The 13,170-nt window shown below is 49.4% G+C and carries 10 protein-coding genes and 1 pseudogene; 8 read left to right on the forward strand and 3 right to left on the reverse strand.

What is annotated here, in order from left to right:
- The first annotated feature begins 1,029 nt into the window (after positions 1-1,029).
- From HX783_RS13335 to HX783_RS13370, 8 genes and pseudogenes are all read left to right on the forward strand, one after another.
- A complete protein-coding gene (locus HX783_RS13335) occupies positions 1,030-2,340 on the forward strand; it encodes a metallophosphoesterase (protein WP_177017171.1) in 1,311 nt (436 codons plus the stop codon).
- A gap of 2 nt (positions 2,341-2,342) precedes the next feature.
- Complete coding sequence (locus tag HX783_RS13340; RefSeq protein WP_177017172.1) at positions 2,343-3,437, forward strand: GTPase-associated system all-helical protein GASH; 1,095 nt, start codon at positions 2,343-2,345, stop codon at positions 3,435-3,437.
- A 4-nt stretch (positions 3,438-3,441) separates the two neighbouring features.
- Entirely contained in the window at positions 3,442-4,467 is a 1,026-nt protein-coding gene (locus HX783_RS13345; protein ID WP_177017173.1) for a hypothetical protein, read from the forward strand.
- A complete protein-coding gene (locus HX783_RS13350) occupies positions 4,464-5,324 on the forward strand; it encodes a hypothetical protein (protein WP_177017174.1) in 861 nt (286 codons plus the stop codon). Before HX783_RS13345 ends, HX783_RS13350 begins: the two co-directional genes overlap by 4 nt.
- Positions 5,324-7,351, forward strand: coding sequence for a hypothetical protein (locus HX783_RS13355; RefSeq protein ID WP_177017175.1), 2,028 nt, complete (start codon positions 5,324-5,326; stop codon positions 7,349-7,351). The genes HX783_RS13350 and HX783_RS13355 overlap by 1 nt, the downstream gene beginning before the upstream one ends.
- Positions 7,352-7,636: 285 nt before the next feature.
- A complete protein-coding gene (locus HX783_RS13360) occupies positions 7,637-7,954 on the forward strand; it encodes a transposase (protein WP_177017176.1) in 318 nt (105 codons plus the stop codon).
- Positions 7,951-8,208 (forward strand): IS66 family insertion sequence element accessory protein TnpB, encoded by a 258-nt coding sequence (gene tnpB, locus HX783_RS13365; RefSeq protein ID WP_177017177.1) that lies wholly within the window; start codon positions 7,951-7,953, stop codon positions 8,206-8,208. Before HX783_RS13360 ends, tnpB begins: the two co-directional genes overlap by 4 nt.
- 171 nt (positions 8,209-8,379) lie before the next feature.
- Positions 8,380-9,885, forward strand: a pseudogene (locus HX783_RS13370) (IS66 family transposase).
- A 246-nt stretch (positions 9,886-10,131) separates the two neighbouring features.
- Here the strand turns inward: HX783_RS13370 and HX783_RS13375 are convergent.
- The 3 genes from HX783_RS13375 to HX783_RS29965 all read right to left on the reverse strand — a co-directional run bounded on the left by HX783_RS13375 (position 10,132) and on the right by HX783_RS29965 (position 13,162).
- Positions 10,132-10,878, reverse strand: coding sequence for a hypothetical protein (locus tag HX783_RS13375; protein ID WP_177017178.1), 747 nt, complete (start codon positions 10,876-10,878; stop codon positions 10,132-10,134).
- 11 nt (positions 10,879-10,889) lie between these two features.
- Complete coding sequence (locus tag HX783_RS13380; protein WP_177017179.1) at positions 10,890-12,239, reverse strand: ATP-binding protein; 1,350 nt, start codon at positions 12,237-12,239, stop codon at positions 10,890-10,892.
- Positions 12,240-12,739: 500 nt separating this feature from the next.
- Positions 12,740-13,162 carry a site-specific integrase gene (locus HX783_RS29965; protein WP_256347161.1) on the reverse strand — a complete coding sequence of 141 codons (423 nt, stop codon included), beginning with the start codon at positions 13,160-13,162 and terminating at the stop codon, positions 12,740-12,742.
- Positions 13,163-13,170 lie beyond the last annotated feature (8 nt).

Consider the following 13,170-nt stretch of genomic DNA (forward strand, 5'->3'; position numbering starts at 1 on the left):
GCATGAAACCCGCGGGATCGTGGTAGCGGCAGCCGCACCAGCTTACTGAAATTTAAACGTTGAAATTGAAAGGATCTTGAAAAGAAAAGGGTATCCTTACCTGATCTGTAACGGTCATGGGTTTCGTTCAGGATGGTGAACGATTGGCCCGGTCAACTCGGTCAACCAGTCAACTAACTTTGGAGCCCAGCCACTAACGAGATCCGGCGGGTTCTATGCCCCGTATCTATCCGAAATGCCCAGGGTCCCCAGCGGCTTTTCGATTCATAGGGCAAATGCACTGGTGAACAGCAGTTCACACGGTTCACCTGTTCACTAAGCTGGGCACTTTTCTGCTGACACGATCACGCGGGTTTCCGACCCCGCGTCTCAAAGTAAGCCTCAGGGTCCCCCTGCGATAGGGGGCCGAATCTGGCGTTCGCTGGAGGAAATGATGCTTCCGGGGAGCGGGGGTATGCATGCGTCTAAAACACAGTGTTACGTATGTTACTGGTGTAACGACGATCTCTAAGCTTATGTATTCATAGGGAATTATTACGGTAACACTGTCTCTGTGCGTCGGCCTTGAAGAGTGTTACTTAACCAGCAGGTGTAACGCTTCTGAAGGGTCGGCTAGGCCCAATATGTAGCGTTTGTTTCGCCCGTGAAATGATGTTTCTTATGGTGGTCATCTTGCCGTTGTGTGAAAGTCAAAATCAGGCTAATTCGGTAGTAGCAAGCCTTAGCTGGTAGCCTTCCTTTATGTTGGTAGGAAGCGATCAGATACACATTTGTATCACCTAAAATTTTCAGGTTTTAGTCATGGCGGAAGAATGACCACATCAAAGCTCTACCGCAGGGCGGTTGGTTGTGTAGACTGGGCCTAGCATTTAGCCTGCTGTCTCTAGCGCAAGCTGAGATACGTTACGGGCGGAGTTGATAGGTGATGGTCCGACTCTTCAGGGCCACAAGGTTTTCGTGAGCATTCTTATATAACTATCTTGTTGGCGCGTGACGTGAGTAAACCAGTCGCGGCGAGGAATAACATTCATGTTGATGCTGCACATCTCTGATATTCACTTCAAATCGCCGGACTGTCTCGTTCAAGAGATGGATCCTGAGTTTTCTATCCGAACACGTATGATGCGGGATCTGGCCCAGCAAGTTCAAAAGCTGGGTAACGTTGGCGCAATTTTGCTTGGTGGTGATATTGCGTTCAAGGCAGCGCCAGACGAGTATCAGACAGCGCGAGCATGGATCGAGCAGCTTTCTGATATTTCGGGGTGTCCCAAAGAGCGCATTTTTGTCGTGCCTGGCAATCACGATGTAGATCGAGAAATCATCAGAAAAAGCGTCCCGATTCAGAACGTCCAATACGCAATTGCCTCTACTCCTCTCGATCAGCGCGAATGGAAGTTGAAGCAGCAGTTGCGAGATGAAACAACTGGTCAACTCCTGCTCCAGGCCCATTCTGCCTACAATGACTTTGCTGCGCCCTTCGCATGTCAGATATGGCCTTCAAAGCCTTTCTGGCATCAAGACATCCCTTTAGACAACGGTGTTAATCTCAGGATTTACGGTCTGACTTCGACGTTACTATCCGGTCGTGAAGGAAACGATGACAAGGAAAGGGATCTGTACCTCAGTCCGTTACAAACGGCACTCAATCCAGCACCAAACACACTCAACATGGTGTTGTGCCATCATCCTATTGATTGGTTAGCTGATGGCGATGCCGTAGATGACGCCTTAAACGCCCGTGCCGCTTTCCATGTGTTTGGCCACAAGCACAAACAGCGTTTGATAATGGACCCAAGCTACGTGCGGTTCAGCGCTGCTGCGGTAAATCCCTCGCGTCAAGAACAGCCCTACAATCCGGGCTACAATCTAATTAGACTCCAAGTGGAAGGCGCTGGAGCCGAGCGATGTGTGAAGGTCGAGGTGTTTCAGCGCCGGTTGCAGGATAACCCAGAACGATTTATCTCGATCCAGACCAGTTCGGACAGAGAGAGTTTTACATCCTCGATTTTGGTCCCGGTGGAAGCCGAAATACCCGCGCCTAAAAGTGGAGCTTTCGGATCGATTTCGGCTGTTGACGTATCTCAAGAGTGTTCGACAATTGCGCAGGTCATTCAGGATCCGGAGGCGACCATGGGGGAGGAAGATACTCGAGACCTGCTCTACCGTTTCTGGGACCTATCGAACAGCCAGCGACGAGACATCGTGACGTCATTCAACCTGCTGTTGGAGGGCGAAATGAAGCTTCCTGAGCCCGAGCGATATGGACGAGCATTAATCCGTGCCGCGGAGTTGAACATCATGGAAAAGATCGCGGCTGAAGTCGCCAAACTGGAGAGATAAGTATGGCGAAGACGCCGGAGATGAATGCCGATTTCGCGCATTGGTATGCCGAAGCTTTTATGGATGAAGGTGAGATTGCAAAGCGCAGATGGAAGGGGGTGGTTGATACCTCCGCTACTGCCGATTACACGACTGTAGAGGTTCTAGTCCGTTACGCCTTCGCCACGGCGGCCCCAGCTAATGGCGGTAAAAACGAAGTTTTGGCAAAGAAACACCAAACATTATTGACAACCATATCCGGTAACAGCACCCCTCTTGACCCAGCAGAATCTCGGCGCGAACTACAGATCTTGTCAGCCGCCGTGCTCGTAAGGCTGTTTTCTAGGCTGCCAGATGCCGCTATAGCTGTACTGAATGCATCGTTTGGAGGCAAGCGTACGGTCGAGCTGCCTATGGATCTAGTTAATCTTGCGAAGCAAGCTTTAGTTGAGTTCACAAAGAAAAAGCACGAGCGTCCAGACCCCAAAGAACTCGAAATTGGAAAGCCGACGATCGAGTACGAGGTTTCAGCGGACGCCTCAGCAAGCATGACTCCAGATGAGTTGACGAATGAACTAGATAGCCTTCGCGATGCTGCCAGTAAAGCTTTGGGCGAGATTGTAGATAATCAAAATTTAGTGACTAAAAAGCTCGCTCACCAGATATCGCTGGGAGAAGAAGAGTTGCAAATGCTGTGGTGGTTAATCGGAGCCCATAGCTGGACCGTAGATACCCCGTTTGCTGATATTGATTCTGCATTGAAACCACTTGTTTTTGCTAAAGAGTTGGGGGAGCTTACCCACATATCACCTGGGCCGGCGTCGGTAATTGCTCTGTTTTCTAGGAGTGGTATTACAGGGTCGTCTATTAATATATTGGACTCTGTCAATGCCGCCGATATCAAGTGGGGCGCGGAAATTAGTAAGTCCAACAGAATTTCTCCTGTTACTACGCCTATACATTTTGCACTGGAAAAAAGAATCGAGATCGGCTCTGACGACGCGTGGATGCCGGTGTGGTCATCAATGACTGGCTTACCCGATGACGCTTCGATGTCATCAGTTCAGCTTGCTGAGCTCTTTTACCGCGAGCACCTTTTCTTGCTTGTAGGTGGATGAATAAATGGCGAACCACGAGTTAAACTGCACGAACGCCGAATGTAAAGTAGAGTCTGATGGTAAATGCGTTGAAGGATATGAAGTTGAAGACTGCCCCCATGTTGGCGGCTTGTCTCTCGACGACATTCCCGAGACTGAAGAGCAAGCTGCTCCAGCGCCTCTACCAGAACCTACCATCGCGCTTGCTTCGGGTGAGGCGCTGAGTCGAGTTAACACTTCGATTCTTCAGCGAAGGAACATATCTAAATCAATCGGTCTCATAGGGCCGAATGACTCCGGTAAAACCAGCTTGATCTCGGGAGTGTATGACCTTCTTCAAGGGGGGCCTGTCTCGGGGGCAGCATTCGCTGGGTCGTCGACTCTGATTGGTTTTGAGAAGGTTTGCCACCTCGCACGTGTGGTTTCCCGAGGCGTAGCGCCACACACAGAAAGAACTAGCCGTGGCGCAGACGCGACATTCTTTCATCTCGATATATATCAAGAAAGTGTTGGAATTACTTCCGTATTTATAAGCGACCGCTCAGGTGAGGACTATCTCGCCGTCACCGATCAGATCTCGTTGGCCGATCAATTTTACGAGATCCGTAGGGCAGACTGCATCACTCTGTTGGTCAACGGTTCCCAACTGGCTGATCCGAAGATGCGGCATGAAGTTAAGGCCGCAACGCCTCATATAGTGGATGCATTAATCGAAGCAAAGGCAATACGCAAGGGATGTAGGCTAGCAGTTGTTCTGACAAAGAAGGATTCTGTGGTCATATCTCAGGATCCGGATCGTGTCCAGAGAGATTTCGGTGAGCTGGTGGAGTCAATCATCAGGGCTCATGCAGCTTATCTCGGCGATGTGAAGCAATTTATAGTCGCGGCATCTCCACAAGACTGCAAACATGTCAGTAGGGGAGAAGGGGTCGCCGACCTGTTGCTGTACTGGCTAAACTTGACTGTGTCTGCAAACGCGTCGGTTGATTATGTGTCTCCTGATTTCGAGCGTATGATCGACTTGTTGACTGATGTGAGATCTGAAGAATGAGTGGGAAAATTCATATTTCTGTTATGGGACTCCCCTCTTCCGGCAAGACGACTTTTCTCGCTGCGCTGTGGCATATGGTTCGTGAGGGGGGCGCAAATACTGTTCTCTCTTTCGATGGTCTCAGCCAAGGTAATTATGAACATCTGAATGTTCTAGCCAAGCGGTGGCGATCTGGAACGATTCAGCAGCGTACTCAGGTGAGCGGTGCCAAAGCTGTGACAATGCGACTCAAAGATGCCGATGACCATAAGGTTGAGGTGTCATTCCCGGATCTGCCTGGAGAGGACTTCTCTCGGATGTGGGAGCGCAGAGAGCTCGACAAGGGAATGCTCGAAACTCTTACAGCATCTTCACTCGTCCTTATGATCAACGGGGACACGATTAAGCTTCCGGCTTGGCTTGTTGAGTGGAATATGTTGCAGAGTAAAATGCGAATAGCACCTTCAAAAAATGAGGCAGTCGAATGGAGCGCCGATCTCGCTCCTACCCAAGTCAGGATCGTGGATCTGCTGCAGATGCTCATGTCGGGGGAGCTAAATATTGGCAGGAGGCGTTTAGCTATTCTCATCTCAGCATGGGACAAGGTTGAAGGTGATGGATTGACGCCTGCGGAGATCCTTGAAAGCAAGCTACCTCTTCTAAATCAATATTTGCGTAGCGGACGCGATTCTTGGAACTGGAAAGTTTGGGGACTAAGTGCTCAAGGCGGTGTCTATGAGGATCCAGATAAGGGTGAAAGCTTTGCTGAGACCGACAGACTTCGAGATCTTGAGCGCCCTTCCGACAGGATCAAAGTCGTAGATGGAGGAGCCCTCTGTTCCGATTTGACCAAGCCGCTAAAATGGCTGATCGACTAATGCCCACAATCTTGGTCCATCAGGCGCTGCATGGATACAACGACGGTCATAGACTTATTGCTAGCTCACTTTCGCTAGATGCTGCGGATGGTCGCGTGATGTTAGTGATGAGTGACCTGTCTGGTCCAGGTATAAAACCTTCGGATGGCGGCTATCTCACAGGATACCCACTTGAGCATAGTGGGAAGTACGTTTTTTCAAGGACTTGGGCAGCACCTGAAATGCCCCGTCCTGGTTGTGTCTGGACTCACTCGTTAATTATCGACAATGCAGATTTGGCTAAACTTGTTTCGGTTAAGGCTTTGATTGATAACTTAAATCGTCCCACAGGCACAGATACCAAGGCTCAGTACAGCGCTCCCGTTTCGTTGCCGATTCAAACGGTCCCCTGTGAAATTAATCGTACAGATCGTGCTGAGCAGCTGCTTCAAGCGTTATATTCTCTTCCCATGCGGCAGGTAGTAGCCGATGCGGGCGAGCCGTTTGCAGACGAACAGCTAACGACAGCTATCTGGATGCAACAATGGCCAAGATTACGGCGTTCGTTTGGTTTTTGTACTCTTTCTGGAATGGATAGATCCGGAAAAGGAGTAGCGCTTGACCTTCAATTCGTACCCGAGAAAGATCACAAACTTCGGTCTAAGTTTCCTAGCGCTGTAGTCGCGGGCGGAGCTATAGTTTCCGATGAAATATTGCCATTGCTGGGGGATCTTACGGCGCCTTCTCTCTCTACTTTACGTGAATTCCTTAAACGTACAGGGGGCGACGTCGATGGTGGTAGGAGTGCTATGTTGCCTCTGTGTGAGCTTCATAGAAGCCTTTTGAAAAGCCAGCCTCCGGACTTAGCCTCTGCGGTGTTAGCCTTAGTTACACTTGATAGCGGCGGGAGAACGCAGGCTCGAGCGATCCGCTCGCTCGTGACGCGGCAGGCGATGAAGTCGCCAGGTCGAGTAGAAAATGTTGTGTTTGAGTTTCTTCTAAATACAGTGGAACAACTGAGTGACCCGTCAGAGCAAGTAGATATGGGCAACAAACTTGGTATCGAATTGTGGCGGCGATCCCCCCATCGTTTCCATGCTGCGCTTTATTCGGAAGGTGCGCTTGCAAATATTGCTTCTCATGCTTTGTCGGAGATTAAGTCGGATCTTTTAGTCTCGGGGCTGAAGGCTAATTCAGATATCGTTACAGATATAGTCAAGCGTAGACCGGACATAATGAAGTTGCCAGCTTTTTGGAATATTCCAAAAGTGGATGATCAGCTGGCGGAGCATATTTCTCATCAAGACGCTGGGGTCGCAATATATGCATTGCTTGCCGCTGGTAGAGTCGGGCCAGCAGCAACGATTATTAATAAAGTTGAGTCGTCTGAATTGGCTCTCGCGCTGGAGTCAGAGAAGTCAAATTCCAAGGCCGTTCTGGAGTGGCTTTTCGTTTTATGTCGTGATCTAAACAAACTAGCATCGGTGCTAGCATCTGGTCAATTGACCAAGATGTCTACTCTCGTCATTATGGCTCAACAAATTTCCCCCGACGATGTGCCAAACAGTTATGGAGAGGACCCTTGGCTCATTGCTTTGCGAAGTGCTTCAGGTTCATTGGGGCGGTTAGATGAAGATTTTCTTGCGGCATTTGTTCTGAATAGAGCTCTGGGTTGGAAGTCCAGATCGCCAGCCGAGTTGCTGCAGTACTCTTACAACAGAGTTTATAGAGCGTTCGAAAGTCAACGTTTCGCGCGCGATACAGAGAAGCTGGCAAGTTCGCGTTTGGTGCGCGGCTCTTGGATCGACTGGGATAATTGTTCAAGACTAAAAGAAACAGTAGTAAAAAAATTCATAGACTACGACCTTGATCCGGAAATTTTTGGTCGAATCACTGAAGATGTTTCCTTAGCACTTTCTCTTATTGATGAGGCTGCTAAAAGCAAAAAAGGGCGTGCCTATCTCAAGCGGGTTTATGAGGCTCTTAAACGCGTCGATGAAACAGGGAATAGTGCGCGAGCGGACTATATTAATGATAACCTTAAGTGATTAATTTTTAATTTCTGAGGCAGGGGTCAGCTTTTTAAGCGGTTTTCAATATTGTCATGTGTGAACGATGTTGGTGGCTTGCAATCAATTTTAACGGGGTTTTGGTTTTTCACTGAGATGTTTGATTTTTATATTAAAAATTTATAGTTAAGGGCCCAATTGGGCCCTTTTTTCTATTGGCGATTTTATTTCTTCAGCGTAAGCGAACGGTGAACACACCTACCGACCTCCCAAATTAAGGGCGATGGTGTCCGCCTATTTTTAAGCGGACGCGATAGCCCTTAAATGCGCCAACGAAGCTCTTACCCCAAGTCGTTTAAAGCCCAAGTTGTCCAGGAATGCCTGCAACCCGGCGCCTCCATCTCCAGCGTTGCCATCAGTCACGGCATCAATGCCAACGTGATCCGTAAGTGGCTGCCACTTTTCCGAGATCCACCACCCGCAACCCTGCCAGCGTTCGTTCCGGTAAAGGTCGCCCCGAAAAGACAGGTCGATCCATCGGTGATCATCGAGTTGCCATTTGGCGAGCAAACTATCACGGTGAAATGGCCGTATTCCGATCCTGAAGGGTGTGTCCGTTTTGTCCGTGGACTTGCTTCGTGATTCGCATAGACGCAATTTGGCTGGCCACCGAGCCGATGGATACGCGCTCCGGCACCGAGAAAGCTCTCGCCCGGGTCGTGGCCGTCTTCGGTGCGGCGCAGCCGCACTGTGCTTATCTCTTTGCCAACCGCCGAGGCAATCGCATGAAAGTGTTGGTGCACGACGGCCTGGGCGTTTGGTTGGCGGCACGCCGCCTACATCAGGGGAAGTTTTCTTGGGCGAGTGATCGGCATGGTGACCAAAAATGGAGCTAAATACTGAGCAGCTCCATGCACTGGTGGTCGGTCTTCCCTGGCAACGGATTGGGTCTGACGGAGCCATCCGTAACCATTAAGAGACATGGATGACATACATCGATCAGCAGATCGGGCAGAGTCATCACCATGATTCCTACTACTCCTCTCGATCAGCTCGACACCTAACAACTGCGCAGCCTCGCTGCGCAGTTGCTCAACCGCGTTGAGCATCTAGATATGCAGCTGGCGAGCCTCGACAAAGAGGTGCTTCATCAGAAGACCCGCAACCAGCAACTCATTCACGAAATAGCCCAGCTCAAACGCCACCGCTTTGCCAAACGCTCCGAGTCGTTCAGCCCTGATCAGGCCAGCTTGCTCGACGACCTGATTGAGACCGACCTGGCCGCCATCGAAGCAGAGCTTGAAATCCTGGCACCAAAACCAGCGCAATCAGTAGCCCGCCAGCAACCCAAACGCACCGCTTTGCCTGCCGAGTTTCCTCGCACACTGATTCATCGCGAGCGTGAAAACACTCAATGCCAATGCGGCTGCGCCCTCAAGCGCATCGGCGAAGACGTCAGCGAAAAGCTCGACTACACGCCGGGCGTGTTCAGCGTCGAACGGCATATTCGTGGCAAATGGGTCTGCAATAACTGCGAGACCCTGATTCAAGAGCCGGTGCCGGCGCAGGTGATCGACAAAGGCATCCCGACTGCCGGGTTGCTGGCTCAGGTAATGGTTGCGAAATACGCCGATCATTTGCCGCTGTACCGCCAGGAGCAAATCTTCGGGCGTGCCGGTCTCGCGATTCCTCGTTCAACGCTGGCCAGTTGGGTCGGCGCTTGCGGCGTGCAATTACAGCCACTGGTGGATGCCTTGCGCGAAGTCGTGCTTGAGCACAACGTGGTGCATGTCGATGAAACGCCGGTACAGATGCTGGCTCCGGGTGAAAAGAAAACCCACCGAGCATATGTTTGGGGTTATGCCACGACCGCGTTCGCCGAGATAAGCGCGGTGGTGTACGACTTCAGCCCCGGTCGTTCTGGCGAATATGCCCGTAACTTTTTGGGCGACTGGAAAGGCAAGTTGGTCTGTCACGACTACGGCGGTTACAAAGCCAGTTTTGCACTTGGCGTCACTGAAATCGGCTGCATGACCCACGCCCGCCGCAAGTTCTACGACCTACACGTCACCAAAAAAAGTGTGCTGGCCGAGCAAGCGTTGCGGTACATCGTGGCTTTATATGAGGTTGAACGCGAAGTCCGCGATTTGGAACCGGATGTCCGGCGACGAATACGTCAGGAAAAAGCCGCGCCCCTGATGGACGCGTTTCATACCTGGATGATCGCCCAGCGCGAGCGTGTGCATGAAGGTTTGGGGATTACCAAGGCGCTGGATTAAAGCCTTAAACGTTGGGCTGCGTTGAGCCGTTATCTGAACGACGGCACGGTGCCCATAGATAATAACCACCTCGAAAATCAGATACGGCCATGGGCGCTCGGGCGCAAGAACTGGTTGTTTGCTGGCTCACTACGCAGTGGCCAACGCGCTGCTGCGCTAATGAGTTTGATCCAGTCTGCCAAGCTCAACGGCCACGATGCATATGCTTATCTGAAGGACGTTCTTACTCGCCTGCCGACGCAGCGGGCGAGTGAGATTGGGGATTTGTTGCCGCATCGATGGCAACCGGCTTAGCTGCGCAAGACGGGATGCCTGGACGCTTACAGTTCAGGCAACTGGAGCGGGATCAGGCTGCGTCTACTCGACTGCGAACCGACGCAGAAGCTAGGGCGCTTATCCGATGCGAAGTGATTAAGGTTACCGATTAGTGTACATATTAAAATCTGCCAATGGTTACCTATACATATTAACCGCTAAAATCAGTAGCGAGTTATAGTCCGTACTGCAGCGGCAACCAAAGGCATTTCAGTGGAATGAGCGCTAAATAAATTTTCCTCCACTATCTTTGTATTCGGCTTCAAGTAGATCGAGAATGGGCGCTGCCTTCTCAAGGCCGTGGTCGTCGACTAAAAGCCTCAATAATTTAAGTTTCTTCAGCTTTTTTACCGAGTTGTCTTCCCCACACAGAATCTCAAGGGCTTTCTGAACTTCTTTCCTCTGCCCAGGGTCGAAATAATCTGCAAGCCTGGCGGCGTTAAGGAATGTAATTCCGCATATTTTTATCGTTGCGATACCTTTTGCGTCATCATTTTTTGGTGCGACTCTACCATAGATATCAAAGCAAAGGTGGTCAGTCCACTCATCGAAGTGAGGGTGAATGATGCTGTAATATGCGGTGTCTAATGGGACTTCAGTTAGGTTGGTCACACCTTTGTGTATGTCCTTGTCGCTTTTCCTACTGTTGCAGGTTTTGCAGCCGATAGCTAAATTAATAAATTCAAACATGAACTGTGGAAAATTGACTTTTGGCAAGATATGTTCAGCATCAAAACTGCCTTGGTGTGCATCTAATTCCTTGCTGCAATAGCAGCAGCGTCTACCTTGTATATGCCAGTAGTGAGACTTTATTTCTTTGCGGAAATCTTTGATAAGAGCGACATGATTACCGGTATTTACATTCCAGAATTCATGATCGGTTTGTCCGTTTTGTTTTAGGATGTCATGCTCTGCCGAGCTTATTTTCGTAAGCTTAGCCGGGGGAGTCGCTTTGTCCCTTGGTCTGTACATTATTACACCTGTTAACTGAGGCAGTCGATAGCGTGCTTGATGAGCTCAATGGACTTTCTGTCATCGGCTATCGGATTTGAATATATTTTTAACAGGTTTTGAAGTGTGTGTAGAGCGTTCGCAACATTGCTTGGGTCCGCCTCGGCACTTACAACGGCAGAGAGAATTTCGTTCGCTAAGTGAGTGCTATCTGTTACCGGCGTCTCAAATACGTTGAGAAGAGTGCTTTCGACTGAAATGTGGTTTTTTATATGTAGATCATCGTTGAGTATGTTTTGGTGGAATTTATTTTGCAGTTGTATTATGTCGGCCCCATTTTTCGCACCTTGCTGGACAATAAGTGGAGAGTGGGTTGCAATAAGAATATGGCATCCTTGAAATTGCTTCAGTACTGCGTACAAGCTGTCTATATACAAATATTGCCATGTGGGGTGAAGGCTGAGTTCAGGCTCGTCAATAAGTACAATTGAATTATCTTTTAGTGCGCTGGCCAAGCTGAGCATTGAGCACAGCATTTGCTGTTGTCCGGAACTGGTTTGCGTGACATCCATAGGCATGGGATTTCTTTCGTCAAATAGAAGAAAGCCTTCTAGTCTTAGTAATCCAAGTCTTCTTAATAACGCAAAGCTTTGAAAAGCCGCGAAATCATTGATGTTTTTTTCGTAAAGATTAAAGTCTAGCTCATAATTGTTCGATGATAATTGAAATCTCTCGGAGATTTCTATTGCTGATGCAAGTAGGTCGTAGTCAGGGCTTGGGCTTAGTTTTGATCTTGTCGAGCCTGGATGCCCATAGCCAAGTTTACGAATTTCGCGTTCAAATTCCGAAATGCCCTGTGTTTTTATAATTCTCCGGAAGTGATTCAGGTCTTCCCTGCCCTTGTACTTAAGGCGAAAGTTTTCTCTGTATCCAAGGTTTCTAATAATACTGAAAAGGTTAAATATAATATTTTCGCTTTCTGCCAGCCTGTAGAGTGCATCTTCTAGCGTGTGCCTGGTGAGTGTTCTAGCGGTATAGGTTTTAGTTTGGCTTATACCAATGCAAGTATAAAACTCATGGTCATGCCTAGAGAGAAATGAATTTACCTGAACACCTCGTTTTGCTGAAGGAAATCTTGAGAACGGACTAAATGTTTGTGAAATTACACTTGAAAGTTGGCCTGTGAAAGTCACGTTTGTTAAATAGTTATTATTTTTTAATGAGTTTGTAGAAATTAAATAGCGAGCTGTCGAGCTGAGTAGCTGTGTTTTTCCAGAGCCATTTGGTCCAGTTAACAATGTTATCCTGTTTGTAGGCATATTCCATGGCATGTCGATGTTTAAGTGCAAATGTTCTGTATGTATAGATGTGATTATGGCCATGACTGTCCCTGATTTGCTAAATGAATGCGCTACATTCTGTAAGAGTGTCAGCAGCAGTCGCTCAGATTTTGTGGCGTGACATCAGTAACGTTCGGTTGCTACACATCAAAATGATTGCTGCAAAAATCTTGCGGGTACTAGTGGGGCGAGATTATAGAGCAATGTCAGAGCTTGAACTTTTGAATATTGACTGGTCATTTTTCGTCCTTGTACCGTGTCTGATGTCGTTTTGATATCGTACTGTAGCTGCACGAGCTTAAATTTCCAAGCCACCAGCGCTTAAGGAGGTGCAGTGCTCCGGTGGCGAGACGATAGAGCACCACTACGCAGCTGCGGAAACTGCTGCTGAGATTGAACCATCTGCCTATTGGCGTGGCGGCCCTACCAATAGCTTCGGAATATCCGCGACGGCGGAGCCTCGCTTCGGGCTACCTACATGCAAAGATTTACCAAGGCGCACTAAATTCAAATAGTGTCTCGGTTAAGACGGAGGTTGGTTATCACCCCAACTTGGCCGCTAGCTCCTCCGCAGTAATGTTGTAGTATCGCTTGAGCATGTTCACCTCCCGATGCCCCGTAACGCTCGCGAGCTCGATCAAATTCGGCAGTTTGGTCGCAAGCCGACAGGTCGCTTCATGCCGCAGGTCGTGAAAGCGCAGATTGATCAGGAAGTCTTCCTGAGGCGTGACTTGCGCTACGTCGCAATCCCCCAAGTATTTCAGCCTTGCACGCTCCAGACCTCTCACAAACGCCTTCTTGAGAGCATAAGCCGTGGTGGGGAAGACTCGCCCGCACAGTGAGCGCGGTAAATCCTTGAGAAACTGAATAGCCTTCGGTGAAAGCGGGACGGTTCTGGGCAGGCCGTTTTTGGTAGCGGGCAGGTGCGCGGTTCTACGATCCAGGTTCACGTGCTTCCAGCGCAACTCGAAAA

The sequence above is a fragment of the Pseudomonas sp. D2002 genome (assembly GCF_013385735.1).
In the GTDB taxonomy this organism is placed as follows: Bacteria; Pseudomonadota; Gammaproteobacteria; order Pseudomonadales; family Pseudomonadaceae; genus Aquipseudomonas.